Origin of the sequence: Paraburkholderia sp. RL17-373-BIF-A (genome assembly GCF_046030175.1) — a bacterium.
Taxonomy (GTDB): domain Bacteria; phylum Pseudomonadota; class Gammaproteobacteria; order Burkholderiales; family Burkholderiaceae; genus Paraburkholderia.
The window spans coordinates 93,362-119,352 of record NZ_JARESO010000015.1 but is presented as its reverse complement, the minus strand read 5'-3'; the positions used below and the strand labels follow the sequence as shown (position 1 = coordinate 119,352).

General features: G+C 59.7%; 22 protein-coding genes. 16 read left to right on the top strand and 6 right to left on the bottom strand.

The window, feature by feature from the left end; genetic code table 11:
• The first annotated feature begins 33 nt into the window (after positions 1 to 33).
• The 5 genes from P0D80_RS20175 (at position 34) to P0D80_RS20155 (ending at position 8,188) form a co-directional block, all read left to right on the top strand.
• Complete coding sequence (locus tag P0D80_RS20175; RefSeq protein WP_408286259.1) at positions 34 to 711, top strand: glutathione S-transferase; 678 nt, start codon at positions 34 to 36, stop codon at positions 709 to 711.
• Positions 712 to 903: 192 nt separating this feature from the next.
• A complete protein-coding gene (locus P0D80_RS20170) occupies positions 904 to 2,409 on the top strand; it encodes a DHA2 family efflux MFS transporter permease subunit (protein ID WP_408286257.1) in 1,506 nt (501 codons plus the stop codon).
• A gap of 86 nt (positions 2,410 to 2,495) precedes the next feature.
• Positions 2,496 to 3,329 carry an AraC family transcriptional regulator gene (locus P0D80_RS20165; RefSeq protein WP_408286256.1) on the top strand — a complete coding sequence of 278 codons (834 nt, stop codon included), beginning with the start codon at positions 2,496 to 2,498 and terminating at the stop codon, positions 3,327 to 3,329.
• A gap of 479 nt (positions 3,330 to 3,808) precedes the next feature.
• Positions 3,809 to 6,202 carry an SdiA-regulated domain-containing protein gene (locus P0D80_RS20160; protein ID WP_408286254.1) on the top strand — a complete coding sequence of 798 codons (2,394 nt, stop codon included), beginning with the start codon at positions 3,809 to 3,811 and terminating at the stop codon, positions 6,200 to 6,202.
• A 534-nt stretch (positions 6,203 to 6,736) separates the two neighbouring features.
• On the top strand, positions 6,737 to 8,188 hold the full coding sequence (locus P0D80_RS20155; RefSeq protein WP_408286253.1) for a hypothetical protein: 1,452 nt from the start codon (positions 6,737 to 6,739) through the stop codon (positions 8,186 to 8,188).
• A 422-nt stretch (positions 8,189 to 8,610) separates the two neighbouring features.
• Here the strand turns inward: P0D80_RS20155 and P0D80_RS20150 are convergent, their stop codons facing one another.
• Positions 8,611 to 8,910: a VOC family protein gene (locus tag P0D80_RS20150; protein ID WP_459252073.1), complete on the bottom strand. Its 300-nt coding sequence runs from the start codon at positions 8,908 to 8,910 to the stop codon at positions 8,611 to 8,613.
• On the opposite strand from P0D80_RS20150, the gene P0D80_RS51880 reads away from it, so the two are divergent.
• Complete coding sequence (locus P0D80_RS51880) at positions 8,891 to 9,079, top strand: hypothetical protein (protein WP_459252760.1); 189 nt, start codon at positions 8,891 to 8,893, stop codon at positions 9,077 to 9,079. The genes P0D80_RS20150 and P0D80_RS51880 overlap by 20 nt on opposite strands.
• 397 nt (positions 9,080 to 9,476) lie before the next feature.
• Here the strand turns inward: P0D80_RS51880 and P0D80_RS20145 are convergent, their stop codons facing one another.
• The 3 genes from P0D80_RS20145 to P0D80_RS20135 form a co-directional block, all read right to left on the bottom strand.
• Positions 9,477 to 9,779, bottom strand: coding sequence for a hypothetical protein (locus P0D80_RS20145; protein ID WP_408286251.1), 303 nt, complete (start codon positions 9,777 to 9,779; stop codon positions 9,477 to 9,479).
• Between the two features lie 219 nt (positions 9,780 to 9,998).
• Positions 9,999 to 12,257, bottom strand: a complete 2,259-nt coding sequence (locus tag P0D80_RS20140) for a xanthine dehydrogenase family protein molybdopterin-binding subunit (protein WP_408286249.1) — start codon at positions 12,255 to 12,257, stop codon at positions 9,999 to 10,001.
• Positions 12,258 to 12,785: a (2Fe-2S)-binding protein gene (locus tag P0D80_RS20135; RefSeq protein WP_408286247.1), complete on the bottom strand. Its 528-nt coding sequence runs from the start codon at positions 12,783 to 12,785 to the stop codon at positions 12,258 to 12,260.
• A gap of 148 nt (positions 12,786 to 12,933) precedes the next feature.
• On the opposite strand from P0D80_RS20135, the gene P0D80_RS20130 reads away from it, so the two are divergent.
• The gene (locus P0D80_RS20130; protein WP_408286245.1) at positions 12,934 to 13,830 is read left to right on the top strand and encodes a LysR substrate-binding domain-containing protein; all 897 of its coding nucleotides are present in this window, start codon (positions 12,934 to 12,936) and stop codon (positions 13,828 to 13,830) included.
• On the opposite strand, the gene P0D80_RS20125 is transcribed toward P0D80_RS20130, so the two are convergent.
• The gene (locus tag P0D80_RS20125) at positions 13,817 to 14,704 is read right to left on the bottom strand and encodes a LysR substrate-binding domain-containing protein (protein WP_408286243.1); all 888 of its coding nucleotides are present in this window, start codon (positions 14,702 to 14,704) and stop codon (positions 13,817 to 13,819) included. The genes P0D80_RS20130 and P0D80_RS20125 overlap by 14 nt on opposite strands.
• A 241-nt stretch (positions 14,705 to 14,945) precedes the next feature.
• Here P0D80_RS20125 and P0D80_RS20120 point away from each other — a divergent pair, with 241 nt between their 5' ends.
• The 8 genes from P0D80_RS20120 to P0D80_RS20085 all read left to right on the top strand — a co-directional run bounded on the left by P0D80_RS20120 (position 14,946) and on the right by P0D80_RS20085 (position 23,660).
• Complete coding sequence (locus tag P0D80_RS20120; RefSeq protein WP_408286241.1) at positions 14,946 to 15,902, top strand: amidohydrolase family protein; 957 nt, start codon at positions 14,946 to 14,948, stop codon at positions 15,900 to 15,902.
• Positions 15,902 to 16,828: an amidohydrolase family protein gene (locus tag P0D80_RS20115; protein WP_012428924.1), complete on the top strand. Its 927-nt coding sequence runs from the start codon at positions 15,902 to 15,904 to the stop codon at positions 16,826 to 16,828. Before P0D80_RS20120 ends, P0D80_RS20115 begins: the two co-directional genes overlap by 1 nt.
• A 75-nt stretch (positions 16,829 to 16,903) precedes the next feature.
• Positions 16,904 to 18,298 carry a UbiD family decarboxylase gene (locus P0D80_RS20110; RefSeq protein WP_408286239.1) on the top strand — a complete coding sequence of 465 codons (1,395 nt, stop codon included), beginning with the start codon at positions 16,904 to 16,906 and terminating at the stop codon, positions 18,296 to 18,298.
• On the top strand, positions 18,295 to 18,885 hold the full coding sequence (locus P0D80_RS20105; RefSeq protein ID WP_408286238.1) for a UbiX family flavin prenyltransferase: 591 nt from the start codon (positions 18,295 to 18,297) through the stop codon (positions 18,883 to 18,885). The genes P0D80_RS20110 and P0D80_RS20105 overlap by 4 nt, the downstream gene beginning before the upstream one ends.
• A gap of 40 nt (positions 18,886 to 18,925) precedes the next feature.
• Positions 18,926 to 20,014: a CobW family GTP-binding protein gene (locus P0D80_RS20100; protein WP_408286236.1), complete on the top strand. Its 1,089-nt coding sequence runs from the start codon at positions 18,926 to 18,928 to the stop codon at positions 20,012 to 20,014.
• Between the two features lie 89 nt (positions 20,015 to 20,103).
• Positions 20,104 to 21,444 carry a nucleobase:cation symporter-2 family protein gene (locus P0D80_RS20095; RefSeq protein ID WP_408286234.1) on the top strand — a complete coding sequence of 447 codons (1,341 nt, stop codon included), beginning with the start codon at positions 20,104 to 20,106 and terminating at the stop codon, positions 21,442 to 21,444.
• 80 nt (positions 21,445 to 21,524) lie between these two features.
• Positions 21,525 to 22,904, top strand: coding sequence for an isoxanthopterin deaminase (locus P0D80_RS20090; RefSeq protein WP_408286364.1), 1,380 nt, complete (start codon positions 21,525 to 21,527; stop codon positions 22,902 to 22,904).
• A gap of 24 nt (positions 22,905 to 22,928) precedes the next feature.
• A complete protein-coding gene (locus tag P0D80_RS20085) occupies positions 22,929 to 23,660 on the top strand; it encodes a maleate cis-trans isomerase family protein (protein ID WP_408286233.1) in 732 nt (243 codons plus the stop codon).
• Positions 23,661 to 23,924: 264 nt separating this feature from the next.
• Here the strand turns inward: P0D80_RS20085 and thrS are convergent, their stop codons facing one another.
• Positions 23,925 to 25,139, bottom strand: coding sequence for a threonine--tRNA ligase (gene thrS, locus P0D80_RS20080; RefSeq protein WP_408286231.1), 1,215 nt, complete (start codon positions 25,137 to 25,139; stop codon positions 23,925 to 23,927).
• A gap of 366 nt (positions 25,140 to 25,505) precedes the next feature.
• Between thrS and P0D80_RS20075 the strand changes: the two genes are divergently transcribed.
• The gene (locus P0D80_RS20075) at positions 25,506 to 25,991 is read left to right on the top strand and encodes a GNAT family N-acetyltransferase (RefSeq protein ID WP_132379138.1); all 486 of its coding nucleotides are present in this window, start codon (positions 25,506 to 25,508) and stop codon (positions 25,989 to 25,991) included.

The window sequence follows — 25,991 nt, the reverse complement described above, 5'->3', positions numbered from 1 at the left end:
TGTGACACTCCATTGGCCACCGTCCCTCGACCCATGCTGACCGTCCATCATCTGAACAACTCGCGCTCGCAACGTGTGCTGTGGCTCCTCGAAGAACTCGGCGTTCCTTACGAGATCAAGCGTTACCAGCGCGATCCGAACACGATGCTCGCGCCGCCCGAGTTGCGCGCGGTGCATCCGCTCGGCAAGTCGCCCGTGATTACCGATGACGGCCAGACTATCGCGGAGTCGGGCGCGATCATCGAGTATCTGATCGGCAAATACGGGCAGGGACGGTTTGCGCCGGCGCCGGGCACGCCGGAGCGGCTGCGTTACACGTACTGGCTGCATTACGCGGAAGGTTCCGCGATGCCGCCGCTGCTGCTCAAGCTCGTGGCGCTGCGCATTGCCAGCGCGCCGATGCCGTTCTTCGCCAAGCCGATCGCGCGCAAGATTGCCGGCACGTTGCAGTCGAGCTTCATCGATCCGCAGTTGAAGCTGCACCTCGGCTACATCAACAAGGAACTGAGCGCGACCGGCTGGTTCGTCGGTGACGATTTCACGGCGGCTGACGTGCAGATGAGCTTCCCGCTCGAAGCCGCCACGGCGCGCGGCGGCATGGAAGGCCAGATTCCGGCGGTGGTCGATTTCCTCAAGCGTATTCACGCGAGGCCGGCTTATCAGCGAGCGCTGGAGCGCGGCGGCAAGTACGAATTGCTCGGCGGCGATTGAGGTTTGCGCGGCCCTGGAAATCGTAGTTGTGGGTCCAAACCCGCGGGTGCTAGACTGAAAAATCCCATTGTCGTCAACGAGTTGACAACCGGTTGGACGGTGTTGCGGCCGGTTGCGTTTCTTTCGGCGCAGCGCCTGTTTCAGCGGCGGCACGTCCGGCATCCGATAGACCGTGCCTAAGGAGCCGCCTGCATGACCCATTCCATCCACGGCAACAAACGCTGGCTCGCACTGATCGTGCTGTGCCTCGGCGTGCTCATGATCGTGCTCGATACGACGATCGTGAACGTTGCGCTGCCGTCCATTGCGGCGGATCTCGGTTTTACCGAGACATCGCTCGTGTGGGTGGTCAATGCGTATATGCTCACCTTCGGCGGTTGCCTGCTGCTTGGCGGGCGGCTCGGCGACCTGTATGGGCATCGCAAGCTGTTTCTTATCGGCATCACGTTGTTTACTCTGGCGTCGCTTGCTTGCGGCATTTCGAACTCGCAAGGGTTGCTGGTGTGCGCGCGGGCCGTTCAGGGCGTGGCGGGTGCCATCGTCTCGGCGGTTTCGTTGTCCCTCATCATGAATCTGTTCACAGAGCCCGGCGAGCGTGCCAAAGCGATGGGCGTGTATGGTTTCGTGTGCGCGGGTGGCGGCAGCATCGGCGTGTTGCTCGGCGGGCTGCTGACCAATCTGCTGAGCTGGCATTGGATCTTTCTCGTCAATCTGCCGATCGGTATTGCCGTGTACGCGCTGTGTGTCGCACTGTTGCCGTCCGCGCGCGGGCATGCGCACGGCGAGCGGCTCGATGTGGCCGGCGCGGTGTCTGTCACTGTTTCGCTGATGCTGGCGGTCTATGCGGTGGTGAATGGCAATGAGGCTGGCTGGACTTCGGCGCAGACGCTCGGTTTGCTGTTTGCCGCGTTGGCGCTGCTTGTCGTGTTCCTTGTGATCGAAGCGCGCGTTCAGCATCCATTGATGCCGCTTGGTCTGTTCCGCTTGCGCAATGTGGCGACGGCGAATGTGGTCGGCGTGTTGTGGGCGGCGGCGATGTTTGCCTGGTTCTTCATCTCTGCGCTGTATTTGCAGCGTGTGCTTGGCTATCGACCGTTGCAGGTCGGGCTTGCATTCCTGCCCGCCAATCTGATCATGGGGTTCTTTTCGCTCGGGCTGTCGGCGCGGGTGGTGATGCGCTTTGGTCTGCGGCTTCCGCTGGCCGTCGGTCTGCTGGTCGCGGCGTGCGGTCTTGCTTTGTTCGCTCGCGCGCCGGTGGGCGGCAGCTTTGTGCTCGATGTCATGCCCGGCATGATTCTGCTCGGCTTCGGCGCCGGTATCGCCTTCAATCCGATGCTGCTCGCCGCCATGAGCGATGTCGATCCGAGTGATTCGGGGCTCGCGTCGGGTATCGTCAATACGTCGTTCATGATGGGTGGCGCGCTTGGGCTTGCGGTGCTGGCGAGTCTTGCCGCGGCGCGGAGTGAGGCGATGCAGGCGTCTGGTGATGCGGTCGCGGCGCTGAACAGTGGGTATCACGTCGCGTTTTTGTTTGGGGCGATCTTTGCGGCAGTGGCGGGGGTGCTTGGGGGGCTGTTGTTGCGGCCGGGGCACGCGGTTGCGGCTGGGGCGCAGGAAGGGGCTCACGGTCACAACGTGACGGCAGCGGATGGACACTCCCCCGCCACGGGCAACAAAGCCGCGACCGAAAACTACTAAACGCCGCCCCCCCAAAACCGCAATCCCGATCAAACGCCCCGGATCGGCGCTCGCTAAGCTGGTTCCATGCTGACATGAGAGCCCATATGAACCCGGTTGGAAAAGCGCTGTGGTTTATCGAAAGCCACTTTGCCCACGAGTTGACGCTCGACGACATCGCCAACTGCGGATGCGTGTCGCGCTTTCACCTGGCGCGCGCCTTCGAAGCGGCCACGGGGTTTTCGGTGATGCGCTATGTCCGCGGGCGGCGCTTGAGCGAGGCGGCACGCCGTCTAGCGAGTGGTGCACCGGACATCCTCGCGGTCGCCATCGACGCCGGCTACGGTTCTCACGAGGCATTCACGCGCGCGTTTCGCGAGCAATTTGGGCTCACGCCCGACGCGCTGCGCGCGCGTGGCCATCTCGACAATCTCGCCCTCGTGGAGCCGATCAAAATGGACGAAACCCTGCTTACCCATCTCGAACCGCCGCGCTTTGAAGACGGCAAAGCGTTTCTTGTTGCGGGCTTGAGCGAGCGCTATACCAGCGAAACCTGCGCTGCAATTCCGTCGCAGTGGCAGCGCTTTGGTGACTACTTCGGCAAAGTGCCTGGGCAGATCGGCAATGTGGCGTATGGCGTCTGCTATAACGCTGACGATGCTGGCAACATTGACTATCTGTGCGGTGTCGAAGTCAGTGACTTTTCAGGATTGCCTGCTGAGCTGAGCCGCTTGCGGATTTCGCCGCAGCGGTATGCGTTGTTTAGCCATCGCGAACATATTTCGACTATCCGGCGCACCTGGAACACGATCTGGAATCAGTGGCTACCGGCATCGGGACATATTCCTGCTGATGCGCCGAATTTCGAGCGGTATGACGAGAAGTTTGATCCTGTTAGTGGGATGGGCGGGCTTGAGATATGGTTGCCGTTGAAGAGCTGAGGAGCCTCCATTCTCGGTGCGGCGATGCGTGTGGCGGGTGCGTTTCCGGTGACATTGAATAATCACCTGCACAAACGCACGAAGCGCCCGATGTTCGCCATGTGCATTCTTGAATGAGAATGCACACATATCAATCGCGAGATTGTCTTGCTCGCGCTGAACGTCTTGATCGAGGCGGCTCATCGCCTCCAACACACGCGTACCGTAGCCGCAGAAGCACCGGCCCCACGCCTCCTATTGGCCACGCGTCCCGGAAGTCCAGGTAGGCCTCGCTACGTCCTTTGGTTTGACCGAGTAGCAACGAACCATGTGATCGCAGTAGTCGCACACCGTGTGAATGACAAGCGCACCACTCTCAAGTTTCTCGTTATCACGCGATTCGCCACGTCCCGGATGTCGTCAGGCAATCTGTCGTACTCGTTGCGCTTTAAATCAGGCGGTGGGGCAACCTGAAAATCGGTCGCAAAATGCATCTCCGGTTGGACAGCGTCGACCGCCAAACCAAAGATATCGGCTATTCCTGCCCGAGCGCGCTCTCGTACAGTTTTATCGGTCATGAAAATGCAATACACGTCCGATATGGTCGCGAATTCTTCAACCTTTCAAATACTTACCGTACCGTGAAAATAAAACTTTTAATTTCTGCGATTCTCGCAGCCGGTCTTAGTGCATGTGGCGGGGGCGATAATAGCAGCAGCACTGCTGGTGACAATGGCGGCAATGCAGCGCCTGTAGTAGATAGCAAAATTCCTACGCTTGCATTTGCCAATCCGCAAAGCACCTATGATTTGAATAGCTACACGCAGACAGCAATGTTTCCTCTGCAGTTCGCTACGACCGGCACCAATCTGCTGAATGCAGAGGCGTCCGGCGTGACCTATGACAAGGATACCGATTCGCTGTTTGTCATTGGCGACGGTGCGACCTCAGTGGTGCAGGTTGCAAAGAGCGATGGTCACGTTATCGATTCCATGACGCTCAATGCCGGCGACTTCGAGGACACTGAAGGCATCACCTATGTCGGTGGCGGCAAGTTCGTATTAGTGGAAGAGCGTCTCCGTCAAGTCGATCTGTTCACTTACGTTCCTGGTGGAATACTGCACAGAGCAGACGTACAGTCCGTCAAACTGGGGACGACGGTTGCCAACGTCGGTATTGAGGGCGTTACTTTCGATACCAAAACAGGCGGCTACATTGCCGTGCGCCAGTCGCAACCCACCAGCATCTTCCAGGCCGCAATCAATTTCGCGGGCGGGTCGGCGACAGCATCGAACGGTACGCCCATCTTGCCGACGACAGACAATCCGCCGGTGCTGTTCGATGCGGCCACGACGGGCCTTTCTGCGTTCAATGACGTTTTCTCGTTGTCGAATATCGTACCGAGCAGCGCTCCGGATTACGGCAACATCATCATCATCGGCGCGCCGGATGGCAAGATCGTCGAGATGGATCGTACCGGCAAGTTGCTGAGCAGCTTGTATATGAGTGCCACTGCCCAGAACGAGGGTGTGACGATGGGCCCGGACGGGACCATTTATGCGGTTGGTGAACAGGCCGCGGGGCCGAGCCTGCCAGGCCTGACCATCTTCAAGCCAACCACCAGCACAAGCAATGTCGGCATTGGCAGCAACCTCTACCTGACGTTCGATCAATCGGTGAAGGCGGGTGCGGGTAATATCGTTCTCAGTAACGGCGCTGACGATACGCGGTCGATTCCCGTAACCGACGCATCGCAAGTGACGTTCAGCGGTAATGTGATGAAGATTCATCCAAAGTTCTACATGGTCGCCGGCACCACCTACCACATCACGTATCCAACGGGGGCGATCAAGACGGCAGCGGGGAACGATACCTCTGCCGTGTCCGACTTATCGACGTTCTCGTTCAAGGCGATTGGTACCGTTGACCACACAGCCCCGACATTGACCAGCACTGCGCCGGTCGATGGCGCGACAGGCATCATCGGCAACCACATGACACTGTCGTTCAGCGAAGTCGTGCAGGCCGGCACAGGTAACATTGTTATCAGCAACGGCTCTGATACGCGTAATGTGTCCGTTGACGACACGACCCAGGTCAAATTCAATGGCGGTCGGGTGAGCATCACCTTGACGACACCATTGCAGGATAGTTCTCGCTACACCGTGCAATTGGCCGGTAGCGTTATCACTGACCTGTATGGCAACGCATATGCAGGCACGACGCAGAGCTTCACGACTGCAGCAGCAGGTGCGCCAGCGCCGACCGTGCTGATCTCGGAGGTGAACTCGAACGCAGACGGCGGTCAGGATTTCTTTGAAATCTATAACTATGGCAGCACGGCAATTGATCTGACCGGCTGGAAGTGGGGCGACAATCATGCTGACGTCAACGATGCCAACAATAGCGCGGCATTTGTGGCCGGTACGATGCTTGCACCGGGTGAACATCTGGTCGTTGTGCCGGGTGTGCCCGGAACGGACGAAAATACGTTCCGCACAACCTGGGGCCTCGCCGGCACGGTTCCGGTCGTTGCGATGTTGAACGTCAATAACGATGCAGCGAATCCGATCGGTTTGGGTAAAGGCGATGCGGTGGTCGTCTATGATGCGAACGGTAATGTCGCGGCTGCAATGAACTACGGCACACCGATCAATGCAGCGCAGGGAGACGGCACGACGAAAGCGATTCCAACGGCCTCGGGTGCAGATGCCAGCCTCGTTGCCGCCGGAAATCATGCTGGTGCCGTCTTCGCCGGTGGCAATGCGAAGGTTTCCGCAGTATGGGATACGGTTTCGACAACGACGCCAAACTATGTTGAGGCAGTGATTGGCGTGCACGGCGGCATAGCCGAACCGCTTAAACCTGCGTCGATTGGTTCGCCTGGACAGTAATTTCACGTCGCTTTGCGGCATGAGTATGGCGAAGAACCGTCCGACTATGTCGGGCGGTTTTTTTATGGTCTACGAGCCCGAACTCGCACCGAATGTCGGCTGCGGGGTGAATTGAATCACGCCCACGGAGGTCCGCTCGTGGGCGACCTGAGCCGAACGACGATGGGCGCAGTTCGACCCACAAGGGACAGTCACCTTTCCGGATAGCGGCCGCTCAGCTCGGCCGTGAAAACGCTGCGACGTAGATGGGAGTCCTCGGGTGGCAGTTGTAGAGTGCATTACGAGGTCACAACCGTATGCGATGGTCAATGCTTGTAGAGTCGTCGGGTGCTATCGCCTGCCGTCCGCCAGAGGCTTCGGGCGTGAAGCCGATGTCCTCGACTTTGAACTTGAATATTATTTGAAACCCGCGCCACAATACAACCGACCTCGAACAACGCCTTCTCGAAGACATCTTCAGCAGTGCGTTTATTCAAGTGACGAACTCTCTACGGAGCGCACCAGCATCCGTCGTCTTCACCTTATTGGTCTGCCATGATCTTTATCTGTCAAAAAAAACTGATCGCGTCGTTGTTAATGCTCGGTATAAATGCGGCAGTAATGGCACAAACCACACCGAACCCGCTACCAGCCCTCAAGGCCGCCAGATGGCATGAAGCGACACGCGAGATCCTGTTGGAGGCGCGCGAAAATGACCCGAACGAGCCCATGCTCCCGAAGGAGATGGCGTTTGACGGCTTCACGTCGGATGCCCTGGATAGCGCACGGATGCTATGTCGCGCGTGCCAATCCGCTGCCCTTGTCACTGTAGTTTCCGCGCCCTCCAGCATGTCGGTCGAAGAGAAGGAGCATATTCTCAATGAAGCACTTGCAATCTTGCGCAGTGGCTCGCGAGAACCCGTGTGGAGCACCGACACTCTCACCAATGCCGCCTTAATATACTCAGATTTGGGCCTTAAAGCGCAGGCACATTCCATATTTGACGAAGCAATTACCTCGGCAACTTCTGACCCAGCGTCACCTTCCGATTTTGACCGTGCCGCCTTTGCGCTCGCCAACGCGGCTCCCGGCGGCGTTCCGGATTGGATGGTCTCATCGCTTGAAGAGGCTACCCGCAGATGGCCGCCTTCTGCCGACACCGCGTTGGCGTACCGGGATCTGGCGATAATCCGTTTCCAAAAGTCACAGCCGACAGCCGCGCTGGACCTCATGGACAAAGCTTTAGGCGCCTGCAGTTCGATTGCCAACAAAGGTCAAGCGCAGGCGATTCGGGCATCGGTCGGGAGACTTGCACTTGACTCGAATCAGCTCGACTTTGCTCGACATCGGATTCCTGCACCGTTGATAATCGATGCGTATGCGAGTTTTGAAGCGCGTAACGGAAATAAAGATGCGGCTCTAGATTTTCTTCAAGAGTTGCCGGGACCTACGCTTTACGTTGATGTTCGAGATGAGACGTTGAGCCAAATAATCCGTGACGCATCGAATCGCGGAGACTTCTCAACCGCCAAGTTCTTCGCCGGAAAGATAGATCCTCAGAAGACCCATATGCAGATTGAGTTGTGGACATACATCGCTCGGGAGGAACATCTGAAGGGCGACTTGAAGGCGTCTGAGGAGGATTTTCGAAGAATATTGAACATCGTTGATGTTATGCCGATTGAGCAACGTCAGTCATTGATCAGCGAGAAAGGTGTATTGGCTGAGGCGATGGCAAAGTCGGAGATGAGCGCAGAAAGTCTGCGCCTTTCGCGCAGCAACAAGACCTCGGCTCTGATGCTTTCTGAAAGACAGAAAGCAATGAATCTTGATGGCTTGCTCTCGCTCGCCAAGGCGTTTCACGTTGCCGGCGATGAAAGTGAAGCGAAGGAAACTTTAACTATGGCGTATCAAATCGCACATGACTATCAACCGCCCAATCAATATGCAACGACGAAGTCTCAGTTGTTAATGAAGGTCGCATCGACCGCGGCGGCCTTCCAGTAACAGACCGCACTCAGTTGACGTACCGGATAGTTGGAAAAGAAACGAACAGTTGCCTAAATTTGTGTCTATAAGCACGGATATCGATGCAACGTCACGCGCAATATAGAATGCACTGTCCCTAGCCGATCATAGAAACCATGATCTTCGGTGAACGAACAGGCTCAATCTCATCTTGCGTTAAACGATGTCTCCGCTCCCACGCTTCGACCTTTGACGCCAGCCGGTTAGATCCTACTCGAGCACAGTGACACGGAAGTTGATTGTCGACGATTCGCGGCACTTCGCCGAGTGTCCCTTAGTGGCCGCGCGCAGCCCGAGAGCGACCAGGCCGATCGTAACGCTGGAAACCCTTAGCGCTCGAGCAGCGCTCCGAATTTCTCTAGCGGGAAGCAGCGGTCGCTAACGTCCACTCGATGGAAGGGTTAGGCGCCATGCCCAAGCTCTTGAGCGAGCCCGATGAGGATTCCTTCGGGACCCCGGATGTAGCAGAGCCGATACGTGTTTTCGTGCTGAGCCACTTTGCCGACGAGTTCCGCGCCGCGTTTACCGAGACGGGCGAGCGTATCGTCGATGTCCTCCACGGTAAACATGACGCGTAGGTAACCAAGGGCGTTCACCGGGGTGCGACGGTGATCGGCGACCACAGGTGGCGCAAGGAATCGGGACAGCTCGAGCCGGATGTGACCGTCCGGCGTACGCATCATGGCAATTTCGACGCGCATGCCGCGATCCAGAGACGCGATCTGCCCAATCTCCTTCGATTGGGGCGCGCCCCTCGAACTCCAGGCCAAGTTCAACAAAAAACTCAATGGCGGCATCCATGTCTTCAACCACGATGCCGACGTTGTCCATACGCTGCACCGTCATGATGTTTCCCTGGCGCCTGGCTGAAGCAGCCGATCGTAACGCTGCCGACCTGAGCTACCGCTCAAGCTCAGGAGTATCCGCGCGAGTAGCTGCGCGAGAGATTCAGACCACACCAGGGGCACAGGATAGCTGCCATCCGCGATCGTCCGCCCCTAGCCGGACCCGATATGACGTCGCACCGGCGTAGTGCTCCGCCGTTGACCGGTCCCCGGAGGGAGGGCGGTATCCATTCCATCTCGACCTGTTGCAGTCAATTGACCCGCTCGAAACTCGTCACTCAGCGAAACAAGCCCAGCGGCGGATTCCTGAAAGCGAAAACGCGCAGATTTATCTGCGCGTCTCTACGTTATTCGCTCAACAGACCAAGGACGTCTAGGTACCACCCAATCCACGACACAAGGCTGCAATCAATGCGGTCAATTTATGCGCCGCCGAAAAACACGGGCTTCATTCCATCATTCGGGTCCGGGCGAATAGAGCCTTGGATTTTATGTCCCAAGTGGGCGACGGCGGTGCCGAACGAACGCAGTTGATGATGGCTACCCGACGCTGAAGTACCGTCAGCGACGCCGCCAAAATCGGTCGCAGCGCCACTTCCTGGATTCACGCTAGTTTGCGCGGCCTGAACATTGGTCGGAGCGACCGCTCCGTTCGATTGAGCAAAAGATGAGGCAGCCGGAATTGCAAGAGCAGCTACGACGATGAGCGATTGAACGAGTTTCATGATGCTTACCTCCAGACTTCATTTGTCCGCAAACGCCCGTTTGCGTTTCAGTACTTGCAGTCTAGGCTGTGGCCTGCTCGCAATTAAGTACTTGCAGAACAAAACAATGTTGTAGAAATAAGTACAAACCCTTAGAACCAAGCGCCACGCACGCAGCATCGAGCCGGTGCCAAAAAAAGCAGCCCTTGAGATACCACAATGTGACCGCGCACCCGCAGTTCAAGCTTTCCCTTTCCCACCCACCTTCGCGAGATCGAAGGGCGTCTCCCTCAACCGTCGCCCAGCAAGCCTAAACACCGCATTAGCAATCGCCGGCGCCACCGAAGGACTAGACAACTCCCCCACCCCACCAGGCTTCGACGTATCCCCCTGCACAATCAAAATATCAATCTCCGGCATATCACTCATCCGCATCACCCGATACGTATCAAAGTTCTTCTGTTCGACCTGCCCATGCCGAATACCGATGCGATCCGCCGTCGCATGCCCTAACCCCCACATCAACCCGCCATAAAGCTGCTCCTCGACCCCACCCGGCGAAACAGCCAACCCACAATCCGCGACACAGGTCAGCTTCTCGATTACAACACCATCGCCTTTCCGAGCAACACGCGCCACAACAGCAACATAACTGCTATAAGCCTGATTAGTCGCCACGCCCAAAGCAGTCCCAGCAGGCAACGCCTTTCCCCAGCCAGCACGTTTCGCCGCATCCATCAAAACAGCCTTATGCCTAGGGTCCTTCATATGCGCTAACCGAAACTCAACAGGATCCCGACGCCCCGCATGCGCGGCCTCATCCATAAAAGACTCAACCGCAAACACGTTCGGGATATAACTCACCGCCCGATACCATCCAGTTGGCACACCGGTCTCATGCCGAACCCAACCAATATCCACATGCGGCGCCCCATAAGCGAACTCATACTTACTGATCGCTTCAGTCGTGCTGTAATCCATCCGATCCGGCCGATCGAAGTACCCAGGCTCCCATTGTTCCGGCGAAGCAGGCATCACCGCCCGCAACTGCAACGTCGCCAAATTCCCACTCGAATCAAGCACAGCCTTCGCCCGATGAAAACTCGCCGAGTGGTAATAAAGCGCCCGCATTTCATCTTCACGGCTATTCATCAACTTAACCGGCTTCCCAACTTTCAACGCCAGCCAGGTCACTTCAAAAAGCCAGTACTTCGACTCACGCGACCCAAAGCTGCCACCTGAAACAAGCTCATGCAGCACCACACGATTCGCCGGGATACCGCCGATCACCTGAGCCGCCTCCTGCACCGTTGACGGCACTTGCAGCCCACCCCAATACTCAATTGCACCGTCCTTCTTTGCCCACGCAGTCACGTTAATCGGCTCAAGCGGACACTGCGCCTTATAAGGCATCGAATAAGAAGCCTCAATCACCCGCGCCCCGTGCGCAAACGCAGTCTTCAAATCCCCACTCTGAACAGTCGGCACCACCCGCGCCGCAGGATCATCGAGCCACGACGCCTGACGCGCAGCAAGCGTGCTGCTATCAAGAGTCTCCAGCGGACTGTCTTCCCACTCGACATGCAACGCTGCCTGCCCCTTATGCGCCGACCAATAGTCATCCGCCAACACAGCCACGCCGGCCTGATTGCCACCGAGAATGTCGGGCCGCCCAGGAATCTGCAAAACCTGCCGCACGCCCGGCACGGCCAACGCCGCTTTAGCATCCACGCTGCGCACGCGCGCATCGATCACCGGCGCGCGCGTGACGACAGCGACCAACATGTCCGGCAACGACACGTCGATGCTGTACGGAAACGCGCCTCGCGCCTTCTCCGCAGCGCCGCGTTTCTTCCGTAATTTGCCGATGTATTTGAACTGCGACGGATCTTTCAACGCGACATCTTTCGGCGCAGGCAATTGCGCCGCGACCTGCGCAAGCGATCCATAGTTCGCACGCTTACCGCTAGCCTGATTGACCACGAAGCCGTTCTCCGTTGAACACGTCGCCGGCTCCACATTCCATTGTTTCGCCGCAGCAGCAATCAACATCGCGCGCGCCGTCGCGCCCGCACGTCGCAAGCGCTCGTATTCCAGCGACACGCTCGTACTCCCGCCCGTCGAAAACACCTTCCACAATGGATGAATGTAATCGCCGTAAAACGGATTCTCCGGCGTGATCACATCGACGCGAAACAGATCGACGTCCAGTTCTTCCGCGACCATCGCAGCGAGCGCGGTACGCGTGCCCGTGCCGGAATCATGTTTGTGGACGACCAGCTTGATCGTATCGTCCGGCAGCACGCGCACCCATGCATTCGGTTCGAACTCACCGGCCTGCGGTTTGGAATCACCGCTTTTGTTGTCGCCCTTGCCGAAGGCTTCGGGCAACTGGAAGCCGATCGCGAGACCCGAGGCCAACAGCGCCGAACTCTGCTTGATGAAGCGACGGCGAGCAGCGCCGCGATCGCTGGTCAGCGCTTCTTTGCCGTTGCGCATTCAAGCCTCCTCGTTCGTGACGTGAGACGAGCAGGCGGACGCGCAAGCCGGCATCTCCACAGCCGCCAGCGCAGGATCACCCGACGCCGCCCGCTTGATCGCCTTGCGAATCCGCGAGTACGTGCCGCATCGACAGATGTTGCCGGACATCGCCGTCGTGATGGTTTCGTCGTTGACGGTCGGCTTGTCCTTTAGAAACGCGGCCGCCTGCATCAACTGACCGGACTGACAGTAGCCGCATTGCGGCACATCCTCGGCGACCCACGCGAGTTGCAGTGGATGCCGGCCGTCCTTCGACAACCCTTCGATCGTCGTAATGCGTTTGCCGGCCACGGCTACAGCAGGCAGCAAACAGGAGCGCACCGCCTCGCCTTCCAGATGCACCGTGCACGCGCCGCAAAAGCCGCCGCCGCAACCAAATTTCGTGCCGGTCAATTTGAGCCGGTCGCGCAATACCCACAACAGGGGCATGTCTTCCGGTACATTGTCGAGCGAGTGCCGCGTGTCATTGACCACGATCTCGATCATGCGCTGTCTCCTAAATGTCGTTGTGCAGCGCGGCGCATTGCATGAGTGGATGCGTGACAAGGGTCGCGTGCTTGCGGCCATTATTGAAAGCCGTTAAGCACAACGCCAGCGACCATTTCTTCTATCATCCGTAAGTCCGGCTAACACCATGTTGAAGCGCTATCCGTCTATCCAGTCGATGCAGGCCTTCCTGCAAGCAGCGCGCGTCGGCAGTTTTTCGAGCGCCGCACGGCAGTTGTCGCTCACGCATAGCGCGATCAGCCAGCAGATCCGCACGCTCGAAGAGTTCGTCGGCCAGCCGCTCTTCGTGCGCGAAAGCGGCCGCGTGGTATTGACCGATGCGGGCGTGCTGTTCGCGAATCAGTTGGCGGATGGCTTCGAGCAAATCGATCGCGCGTTGTCGTCGGTAAAAGAGCGCACGGCCAAGCAGTCCATCACGCTCGACGTCGATCCCGAACTCGCGCAGAGCTGGCTGGTGGCGCGTTTGCCGGCCTTGCTCGGCGCGTTGAGCGGGACATCGCTCACGGTGCTGTCCACACCGCGTCGTGACCGCAGCGCGTTCGAGCGCGTGGATATTGCGTTGCGATATGGGTATGGAGAATGGGACGGCTTCGAAAACGCGCTGATTTGCGGCGACCGTTTGACTGCTGTGGGCGCGCCCTCGCTGTTGCAGGCACGCGGGCTCAGCGTGCCGCTCACGCCCGAGCAGCTACTGGAGCTGCCATTGCTCGGCTATACGAAGCGTTCGTGGATTCCCTGGCTCGCCGCTGCGGGGCTGCCCGAGGTCGAGCCCGACGCCGTCGCGGTTTTCGACAACGCCGCGGGCTTGATCGCCGCCGCCAGCGCAGGCGTGGGGGCGGGTTTGGCGCGTGGCCTGCTCGCCGCCGACGCCCAACGCAACGGCAATCTGGTCGAACTCACGCAAGTGGAAATTCCGACGCACTACAACCTCTACGCCGTATGGCCGCGCGAGAAAGCGGGGCGTGTGGCGCCGCTGATCCAAGTGATCCGCGACCTTGTCGCGCAAACGGTCAGCTCACACTAGCCGCCACTTCCCGCACGGTTTCGAGAAACAGCGACAACACCGGCGAAGGCGTCTCGGCACGATAGCGCGCGTGCAGCGACACTTCGGGGCGCGGCGCAGCCACCGGCACGAACGCGACACCACCCGTCGACAACTGCCGCGCGGACGAAGGCAGCAACGCCACGCCTAATCCTTCGCGCACGAGACACAACAACGTATGCACCTCGACGACTTCCTGTTCGATCCGCGGTGTAAACCCTGCCTCAACACAACAGTCCTGTAGAAAGCGCGCCAATTGCGACTGCCGCAAACCGAACGACACGAAGCGTTCGGCCTCCAACTCGCGCAACGCAATCTCTCCGCGCGACGCCAGCGCGTGCCCCAACGGCAACGCGACCACCGCCGACTCACGCATCACCACTTCGCTGCGAATCTCCGGGTCTTCATGCGAGACGCGAAAGAAACAGATATCGAGCCGGCGCTCTTTCAACGCGAGAATCTGCGCGGCCGGCGTCATCTCATGCAGCGTCCACCGCACTTGCGGATGCTTCTCCGCGAATACCCGTAGCGCGCGCGGAATGGGCTCGACCATCGCCGAACTGATGATGCCAATCTCGAGGCTCCCCACTTCGCCACGCCCCGCGCAACGCGTCAGATCGATCGCGCGTTCGAACTGCGCGAAGATCAACGGCACCTGTTCTTTAAGTGTTTTCCCTGCCTCGGTGAGTTCGACACGGTGTTGCGAGCGCATGAACAGTGCCGTGCCCATCTCCTCTTCGAGGATGCGAATCTGCTGACTCAGCGGCGGCTGGGAAATGTGCAGCCGCGCGGCTGCCCGGCCGAAATGCAGTTCGTCGGCAAGCACCGCGAAGTAACGCAACAGCCGGATGTCCATATCGCAAACGTATCAAGATCGTGGTTAAAAAATATTGTACAGAGCGTTTTTATCTTGTGAGACTGCATCGCAAGCAGCAGTGCACATCAGTGTGACACTCGATGCCGGCGAGGGGAAGGCGCACGAACACTGCGCCTTGCAAAGGGCCGCATGGGCAAGCCCAACGGGCTGAGTTCCATCGATGCGCCTGCCCGCGATCCGGCAACTGGATACACCAGTTCCTCTCAAGGAGATCGAGTACATGATCATCGACACTAGCTGTTATCCGACCAACCTGGTCGACCTCGCGTGGCGCCATGATGGCGAGCCATTTTCCGGCGAGCGTCTGATCGAGGTGATGGACGGCCCCTACATCATCAACGGCAAGCCTCGCCGCATCGACAAGGCCTTCATTCAGCCGCCGCAAGGCAACACCATCTATACGTGGACCGACGGCGAACGCTCCGGCCGCGAGTCGATCGACGACTACATGGCGTACACCGTGGAATGCGTTCAGAAATACCCGGACCGTCTGCTCGGCTGTTTCGTCTACAACCCGCGTTGCGGTCCGGAGAACGGTGCTGAAGCCATCGAGTTTTACGCGAAGGAACACGGCTTCAAGATGGTCCAGTTGCAGGCCAACATGCATGCATACCGTCCCGACCGCGCGCTCGACTGGCTGCGCCCCGCGTTGCGCAAATGCGCGGACCTCGGCCTGCTCGTGAAGCTGCATACCGGCGACGGCCCGTACAGCATTCCGAGCGAGTGGTATCCGCTGATTCGCGAATTCCCGTCGGTGAATTTCATCATGGCACACTTCGGCGTGCAGACGGGCGGCGTGTATTGCTTCGAGCCGTATCAGATGGCGCTCGACACACCGAACGTGTATTGCGAATCGAGTTGGTGCCTGCAATCGCGAATCGTCGAATTCGCGAAGGTGCTGCCCACGCACAAGATTCTCTACGGTTCCGACACGCCGCCGAACGAGCCGGGCATGTGGCTGCGTTTGCTCGAAGTGTTGTGTCACGAGCCGCCGCAAGGCCTGAATCTCGACGAAGACACGCTCGAAGACTATCTCGGCAACAACCTCGCCCGCATGATCGGCATCGAGCCGAGCGCGCCGCCGAGAAGCGTCGAAGAAGCGCAAGCCTATCTGAAACACCATGCCGGCGCCGCGAAGAAACACGCGGACCAGGCCGACTACGCAGGAGCCCGCTGATGATCATCGATACGCATCTGCATCCCACCAATCTCGTCGACGAAGCGTGGCGCCATACCGGCGAGCCGTTCACCGGCGAACGCCTGCTGAAGATGATGGACGGTCCGTACATCATCAACGGCAAGCCGCGCCGTATCGACATGGGTTTCATTCAGCCGCCCCCGGGCAACACGGGCTATCGCGATGGCAACCGACGCGGCCGTGAAGGCATTCGCGATTACATGTCGTATATCGCCGAACTGACGCAGAAGTACCCGGATCGCTTTATCGGCAACTTCACGTACAACCCGCGTTGGGGCCCGGAGAACGGCGCGGCCGAGCTCGAATTCCACGTGAAGGAGTACGGCTTCAAGATGCTCAAGCTGCACGCGAATATGCACGGCTACCGTCCAGATCGCGCGCTCGACTGGTTGCGTCCCGCGATGAAGAAGTGCGCCGAGCTCGGCGTGGTCGTGCTGATTCACACCGGCGACGGACCGTACACGATTCCGACGCAGTTCTATCCGATCATCCGCGAATTCCCGATGGTGAATTTCATCATCGGTCACTTCGGGATTCAGACGGGCGGCAACTACTCGTTCGAAGCCTTCTGGATGGCGATGGATACGCCGAACGTGTACTGCGAATCGGGTTGGTGCTATCAGTCGCGCATCGTCGAATTCGCTCGCGAACTGCCGCGCAACAAGATAGTGTTCGGCACGGATTCGCCGCCGAACGAGCCGGGCATGTGGCTGCGCGAACTCGAAATGCTGTGTGGTCCCGCGCCGCAAGGCATGAATCTGGATGAGGATGGCCTCGAAGACTACATGGGCAACAACATCGCCCGTCTGGTCGGAATCGAGCCGACCAAGCCGCCGAAGGATCTCGCCGAAGCGGAGAAGCGTTTGAAGGCGACTTATGTGAATGACGTCACGCAGCCGGCCTAACGCTGACTGGCTGATGGTTTAAAGCAAGCGCGGTCAGTGCCGCGCTTGCCTTGGTTGTCTCACACGGAGTTCACTATGGCGGATAACCTTTTCCGCGCCACGCAAGATTTTCATCGCTTTGCGCATGCGTATCGCGAGCACTATCCCGATGATGTATTGACGCTCTCGCAGCCGCTGTCCGCCGATCAGGACGTCACGGCGGTCGTCGCCGAACTCGCCGCACGCGGGCAGCATCCCATGCTGATCTGCGAAAAGGTCGATGGGATCGCAACGCCTCTCGTCACCAATTTCTTTGCTTCACGTACACGCATTGGGCGCCTGTTCGATGTCGATGCGTCCGGCTTATTCGATGCCTATCAACAACGCGCCAACGCGCCTATCGCGCCGGTGTTCTTGGCAAACGGTCACGTGCTGGATCAGGTAATCGAAGGCGATGCCGTCGATCTCGCGCAACTGCCGATGATCCGCCACTTCGAAACCGACCGCGGCCCGTACATTACGAACGCGGTGATCGTCGCCGAAGATCCGGTCACGGGCGTGGCGAACCTCAGCTATCACCGCTCGATGCGACACGCGAAGGACGCTTTGGCCACCAGCCTGCATTCGCGCGGCCACCTCTGGCGCATGTTGCAAGCCGCCCAGGCACGCGGCGACACATTGAAAGTCGCGATGGTGATCGGCGCGCATCCGCTGTTCATGTTGGCCGCCGCCGCGCGCGTCCCGTTCGGCACCGACGAACGCGCGATTGCAGGCGGTCTGTTCGGCGCGCCGCTGGAGCTGGTGCGCACGCCGCGTTATGGCATCGGCGTGCCCGCTTCCGCCGAATTCGTGCTGGAAGGCACGATCGATCCTTCAGCTCACGCCGAAGAAGGCCCGTTCGGCGAATTCACCGGTTATTCATCGGACCGCTCGACCAACAACGTGTTGCGAGTCGACACGATGATGCGCCGTAACGATGCATGGCTCATCGATGTAGTCGGCGGTCCTTACGCAGAACATTTGACTTTAGCCCGCTTGCCGCGCGAAGCGGAGATGAGCGAGAAGCTGAAGGCGCGCTTCCCATCGGTCACCGCGTTGCACTACCCCAACTCCGGTACGCATTTTCACTGCTACGTCGCGTTGAATCAGACGCGCGACGGCGAAGCACGCCAGATCATGCTGGCGCTGCTCGGCTGGGATCCGTACCTCAAGAACGTCGTCGCTGTGGATAGCGACATCGACATCACCAACGACTCGCAGGTGCTGTGGGCCATCGCCACACATTTTCAGCCGCATCAGGACATGTTTATCGTCGATGGCTTGCCGGGCAGTCCGCTCGACCCTTCGTCGTCCGCGGCAGGCACCACGTCGCGTATGGGTATCGACGCGACACGTGGCTCGCATTTCGACGGCATCCGCGCTCGCATAAGCGAACGCGCTGCACAACAGGCCCTCGACATTCTGGCCCACGCCGCCGGAGTACAGCGATGAGCGCGCGGCGACTCGTAATCGGCATCAGCGGCGCATCCGGCTTTACGTATGGCGTGCGTCTGCTGCAATTGCTGCGTCAACTCGATATCGAAACGCATCTGACCGTTTCACGCAGCGCGCTGCTCACGATGACGCACGAGACCGACTACAAGTTCGCCGACGTCAGCGCGCTCGCCAGCGCCACCTATCGTTGCGACGACATGGCCGCAGCGATTTCCAGCGGCTCGTTCCGCTCGCTAGGCATGATCGTCGCGCCTTGCTCGATGAAGACGCTCGCCGAAATTGCCAGCGGCATGTCGTCGAGTCTGATTTCACGCGCCGCCGATGTCACGTTGAAAGAGCGCCGCCCGCTAGTGCTGCTGGCGCGCGAAACGCCGTACACGCTGGCGCATCTGCGCAACATGATTGCAGTAACCGAAATGGGCGCGATCGTCGCGCCACCCGTGCCGGCGTTTTACGCGCGCCCCGCTTCACTCGACCAGATGATCGATCACACGCTAGGCCGCGTGCTCGATCTGTTCGGTCTCGAAGCGGGCACCGTCAAACGCTGGCGAGAAGTCGAAACACAAGAACCGAATATCGCCTGATAGCCGAACCGTAGTACGAACGAAGAAACGGAGACGAGCCATGAATCACATTCACACCACCCACAACGAAGTCGAGAAAATCCCCGTCACGGTGCTGACCGGCTTTCTCGGCGCCGGCAAAACGACGCTGCTCAACTACATCCTGCGCGAGAAGCACGGGCGCAAGATCGCGGTGATCGAAAACGAGTTCGGTGAGATCGGCATCGACGGTGGCCTCGTGCTCGAATCGACCGAAGAGATCTACGAAATGACGAACGGTTGCGTGTGCTGTGTCGGCGCGGTGCGCGAAGATCTGGTGCGAATCGTGCGCATGCTGGTGGAGCGGCCGGACCGGCTCGATCACATCATCGTCGAAACGAGCGGGCTCGCCGATCCGTATCCGGTTGCGCAGACTTTCTTTCTCGATGATCCAATCGCCAAACAAGTGAGCCTCGACGCCGTCGTCACGATGGTGGATGCGAAGCATATCGCCGCGCATCTGGACGATCTGGTGCTCGACGGCAGTGACAACCAGGCCGTCGATCAGATCGTGTGCGCGGACCGTATCGTGATCAACAAGGTCGATCTGGTGGGACCGGACGATATTGCTTCGCTCACGCAACGCATTCGCGGACTCAACGCCACGGCGGAAATCGTCGAGTCGAGCTATGCGCAGATCGATCTCGGCAAGATTCTCGGCGTGGGCGCGAACGAGTTCTCGCAGATTCTCGTCGAGACCGATGGCTTACATGAAGAAGAACACGTGCATGGCCACGAAGAGCATGAACATGAGCACGAACATGCCCATCACGACGACGATCACGCCCACCACCAGCACGATGAAAGCGTGTCCTCTGTCGGTATCGAAGTCGATGCGGATATCGACCTCGACGCGCTGCAAGCGTGGCTCGCCGAGTTGCGCGACTCGGATACCGCGAACCTGTTCCGTATGAAAGGCATTCTCGCCGTGCAAGGCCAGTCCCATCGTTACGTGCTGCAAGGCGTGCACAACGTCATTGAACTGCGCGCGGCGCAAGCGTGGGGCAGTGAGCCGCGTTCGTGCCGAATCGTATTCATCGGACGCGATCTCGATCGCGCCGCGCTGACCGACCGCTTCCATGCCTGTCTTGCCGTGCCGGTTGCGGCCTGACGGGAGATCCGGTCGGCGCGCGAAGTGAGGCCGCACGGCGAAATTCGTGCGGCGCGCTCCGATCGAAAACAATAGTCTGGAGACATGTCATGAACACCGCCATACACCCCGTCGATCGGATTTTGCCGAAGCGCCAGATGATCACGCTCGGTTTGCAGCACATGCTAGTGGCTTACATCGGCGCCATTGCGGTGCCGCTGATCGTCGCGTCGGCACTGAAGATGTCGCCGGCCGACACCACCGTGCTCATCAGCACGGCGCTGTTTTGCTCGGGCATCTCGACGATTCTGCAAACCGTCGGCGTCTGGAAGTTCGGTGTGCGCCTGCCGATTCTGCAAGGCGTCGCATTCAGCAGCGTCGGGCCGGTGATCGCGATCGGCACGAGTCCGGGCGTCGGCTTTGCCGGCGTGTGCGGCGCGGTGATTGGCGCGGGTCTGTTCACCATGTTCGCCGCGCCGCTCGTCGGGCGCTTACGAAGGTTCTTTCCACCTGTGGTGACGGGCTGCATCGTGACCGTGATCGGCTTGCAGTTGTTTCCCGTCGCGTATCAATGGGCCGGTGGCGGCGAGGCCGCGCAACAGCAGTTCGGTGCACTGCCTTTCCTGAGCGTCACGCTGTTCGTCGCGTTGGTGATTCTCGCGATCAACCGATTCGCCAATGCGTTCCTGCGCAATCTGTCGGTGCTGATCGGTTTGATTGCGGGTGGCATTCTGGCGTGTTCGCTCGGCATGGGCAACTTCACGAGCGTGGCGCAAGCGCCGTGGTTCACCATGCCGCTGCCTTTCCACTTCGGTACGCCCGTGTTCTCGCTGGTGCCGGTGCTGACGATGATCGTCGTCATGGTGGTGCAGATGGTCGAATCGATGGGCCTGTTCGTCGCGATCGGCGACATCGTCGATAAAGAAGTGAGCGAGGAGGACGTGGTGCGCGGCATGCGTGCCAACGGTCTCGCGAGCGCGATTGCGGGCATGTTCGCGGCTTTTCCGTTCATCGCGTTCATGGAGAACGTCGGGCTCGTCATCCTGACTGGCGTGCGCAGTCGCTGGGTAGTGGCGATCAGCGGCGTGCTGATGTGCGTGGTGGCGCTGGTGCCGAAGATCGGCGCGGTGGTTGCCTCGACGCCTTCCGCGGCACTCGGCGGGGCAGGTATCGCCATGTTCGGTGTAGTGGTCGCGGCTGGTGTGCAGACGTTGGCGAAAGTGGACTTCGAGCGCAATCGTTACAACGTGCTGATCGTCGGCTTTACGATCGCCACCGCGCTGATTCCGGTCATGGCTCCGCAGGTCTTCAAGCACATGCCTGACTGGACGCAACCGTTCCTGCATAGCGGCGTAGTGCTGGCATGCCTCGTTTCCGTTGTGTTGAACGCGGTGCTCAACGGCGCGCATGAAGAGGACGTGGTGCCGGCGCACAACATGGTCCGCGAATAAGCGGATGTTGCATGACGGGCGCGGCCGTCTTTGCAGAGACGGCCGCTTCGCAGTAACTGAAAGGATAACGAATCGTGAGCATGCAAACTGAAGCGTTGCTGATCAAGAACCCTGTCGCGGTGATGAGCGGAATGAGCGGCGAGCGCGCAAGGCTCGGTCAGGTCGATCTGCGGATTCGCCAAGGACGTATCGCAACCATCGCGCCGAATCTCGAACCTCGGGCCGATGAACGCGTGATCGACGCGCGTTCCTGTGTGGTCTATCCGGGTTGGGTGAATACGCACCATCATCTGTTTCAGAACCTCTTGAAGGCCGTGCCGTCCGGTATCAATGCGGATTTGCAGGAATGGCTGGCCGCCGTGCCGTATCCGCGTCTCGCGCGCTTTACGCCGGATCTGGCGCGCGTTGCCGCTCGCCTGGGTCTTGCCGAGCTGCTCCTCTCCGGCGTGACGACCTGCGCCGATCATCACTATCTCTATCACGCGGACGGCAGCACCGAAACCGGCGATCTGCTATTCGACGAAGCGGCTTCGTTCGGCATGCGCTTCGTGTTGTGCCGTGGCGGCGCATTGCAGGCGGCGGGCGATCATCCGGGTTTTTCCAAAGTCGCGCTCAAGCCCGAGACGCTCGATCAGATGCTCGCCGACATCGAACGTTTGAAGTCGCGCTATCACGATGCCGGCGATGCTTCAATGCGTCGCGTTGTCGTCGCGCCGACCACACCGACGTTCTCCTTGCCGCCCGAGTTACTCCCTGAAGTCGCACGCGCGGCTCGACGGATGGGCTTGCGCTTGCATACGCATCTGTCCGAGACGACCCGTTATGTCGATTTTTGCAAGGAGCGCTTCAACAAACTGCCGGTCGAATTCGTCGCCGATCACGAATGGCTCGGACCGGATGTGTGGTTCGCGCACCTCGTGCATCTGCAAGCGAGCGAGATCGCGATGCTCGCGGAAACCGGCAGTGGTTGTTCGCATTGCCCTGTCAGTAACGCGCGGTTAGGCAGCGGCATCGCACCTGCGCCGCAGATGGCGGCCGCAGGCGTGCCGATGTCGCTGGCCGTGGATGGCGTGGCGTCGAACGAATCGGGCAGCATGACCAACGAAGCGCATTTCGCGTGGCTCGTGCATCGCGCGGCGCAGGGCGCGTCGGCGACCACGGTGGAGGAGACGATCCATTGGGGCAGTGCAGGCGGCGCGGGCGTGCTCGGTCTCGACGCGGTCGGCACACTCGAAGTCGGCATGGCGGCGGACTTCGTGCTCTACGACATCAGCGATCTGCGCTTCAACGGCTTTCACGATGTCGCGGTGGCACCGGTGACGGCGGGCGAGCCGGCGCGTGTTCGCTACAACGTGGTAAATGGCCGCGTGGTGGTGGATAACGGCGTGATTCCGGGTCTCGATCTCGACGCGCTTCGCTATGAAGCCGCCGAGGGCGTGAAGTTGCTGCTGGCCGACTAAGGTAAGAGTAAAGGACGCGCTGCGGTGCAAAGCAAACGAATCCGGCTCGGTATTCTGACGCCGTCGTCGAATACGGCGCTCGAGCCGATTACCGCGGCGATGCTGAGCGAACTGCCGCACGTCAGCGCGCACTTTGCTCGCTTCTCGGTGACGGAGATCGCGTTGTCCGAGCGGGCGCTCGGCCAGTTCGACGCGAGCCGGATTCTGACGGCCGCGCGTCAACTGGCCGATGCGCGGGTGGACGTGATCGGCTGGAGCGGCACGTCGGCGGGTTGGCTGGGGTTCGAGCGCGATCAGGCGTTGTGTCGGCAGATTGCGGAGGCGACAGGCACTCCTGCGACGACTTCTGTGCTGGCGCTCAACGAGATCTTCGAGAAGACCGGCGTGCGGCGATTCGGTCTCGTGTCGCCTTATACCGATGATGTTCAGCAGCGAATCGTCCGTAACTACGAGAAGCTTGGCATTGAATGCGTGGCGGAGCGGCATTTGAGGCTGCAGGATAATTTCAGCTTTGCTGAAGTGCCCGACACCCAGCTCGCGATCATGATGCGCGAGGCCGCGTTCGCGAGACCGGATGCGGTGACGACGTTCTGCACGAATCTGCATGCAGCGCATTTGGTGTGCGCGTTTGAGCTGGCTACGGATATTCCTGCGTATGACACGGTGTCGACGGTGGTTTGGAAGGCGTTGAGGATGGCGGGGGTGGACACGGAGCCGCTGGCGCGGTGGGGGCGGTTATTTGCGGAGGTGCGGTAATCACTATGTTCGAATGGTGACGTATCGTGCCCAAGCGCTCCGTTGCGTTAAAGCGCCCGGAAGCGCAGCTCGATGCACCGTCGGAAGCTATGCGAAAGGCCGACTCATCGGCCGTGAGGTTTGCGTCGGGCGACGTGCGCACATTCAGTACATAGCGGAAGATTCTCGACAGCTCTTCCTCGCCGCTGATGCTACTCAGAAGCAACAGGGGCTCGCCGTCCGGTTCCGCCGGCAGAGCTGGATACGCGAGCCGCACTCACCACATCAGAGCCTCGACACCATTGCAGGCGTCGGCGCCATCAACATCAACCGTTCCACACCTTCCACAAATGAAACCGTCGCGTGCCGCCCATCCCGCATGCGAATACTGATCGTCCGATCCCGCTCATCGCGCGAGCCCACCACGACTAGAAGCGGCACCTGCTTCTCGCGCGCATCGAAGATCTTCTTTTCCAGCCGCTCGGGCCGGCTATCGAGCACCGCCCTGACACCCGCGTCGTCAAGCGCCTGCATAACCTCCTGCGCGTAGCCGATATTTGCGTCGCTGACCGTCGCCACGACGACCTGTTCAGGAGCCAGCCACACCGGCAACCATCCCTCATGATGCTCAAGCAGCATCGCGATGAACCGCTCCATACTGCCAAGCACCGCGTGATGAATCATCACAGGCCGCTCACGCTCATTACGCTCGTTGACGAACTCCGCGTCGAGCCGCTCAGGTAGCACGAAGTCGAGCTGAATCGTGCCGCATTGCCAACTCCGCGCGCGGCTGTCCGTCAGATGAAACTCGAGTTTCGGCCCGTAAAAAGCGCCCTCTCCTTCGAGCACATCGAACTCAAGACCAGCGGCACGCGCAGCCTTCGCCAACGCATCTTCCGCGCGATCCCACGTTTGATCGCTGCCCGCGCGCATGGCCGGCCGCGTCGCTAGCGCGACCTTGAACCCGGAAAAACCAAGGTCCGCATAGACCGTACGCAACAGCGCACAGAAGCGGCCGACTTCCGCTTCGATATGCGCAGGCATACAGAACACATGCGCGTCGTCCTGCACGAAAGCACGCGTGCGCTTCAGTCCTTCGAGCGAACCCGACGGCTCGTCGCGATGACAAGCGCCGAACTCGCTATAACGGACCGGCAACTCTCGATACGACCGCACGCGCTGGTTGAACACCTGCACATGACATGGGCAACTCATCGGCTTCAGACAGAGCGCGCGGCCTTCTTCCGCATCGGTCAACGAGTACATGGCCGCGCCGAACTTCTCCCAATGCCCGCTCTTTTCCCACAGCGATCGCGCCAGCAATTGCGGCGTGCGAATCTCGCGAAATCCTGCGCGACGCATGCGCGCACGCACATAATCTTCGAGTACGCGATACAGTTCCCAGCCCCGCGGGTGCCAGAAAACCATGCCCGCGCCTTCTTCCTGTTGATGAAAGAGGTCGAGTTTATTGCCTAATACACGATGGTCGAGGTCGTTCACAGTCTTGCTCCATTTGATCGGTTGCCACGAATGGATGCCGCAAACGGAGGTCCAGAAACGCCAAAGGCCCCGTCCGTTTCCGGCGGGGCCTTTGGTGGTTTGCCACAGCTTCGTGCTTCTAGCGCGCGCAACCTCCAGACGACCCGCCTGTGAAGGTGGTCGTCGTGGTGGTGACGGCAGCGAAGGGAATCGAGTGGAAGTCCATAGGTCGACAGTAAACGATTTTGTGACGAGGCGTCAATCGCATTCTCGTCGCGCTCTGGTCAGAACAGCACGTTAAACGCTACGATGTATGTCTGATCCGAAGCTGACGCGTCCGCGCGAAACTTCGCTCTGCAACTCAACCGATCAATCGAGCATCGAACCTTGACTATCCATATCCGTCCCGCTCACGCCGCCGACTCGGCGCTGATTCTTCGCTTCATCACCGAACTCGCAGTGTACGAAAAGGCGGCGCACGAAGTCGTCGCGACAGTCGGCGACATCGAAGCAAGCCTGTTTTCCGCCGGCTCCAGCGCGAAGGCGCTGATCTGCGAGATGAACGGCGAGCCCATCGGCTTTTGCGTCTACTTTTTTTCGTATTCCACCTGGCTCGGCAAACAGGGGCTTTATCTGGAAGACCTGTACGTGTCGCCGTCATCGCGCGGCAGCGGCGCAGGCAAACAGATGCTACGCCACCTCGCGCGCATTGCCTGCGATACCGGTTGCGGCCGCTTCGAATGGAGTGTGCTCGACTGGAACGAGCCGGCCATCGGCTTCTATGAATCGATCGGCGCGAGCGCGCAAAGCGAATGGGTGCGGTATCGGTTGGCGGGAGATGCGCTGAAGAAGTTTGCCGAGGGTGACGTATGA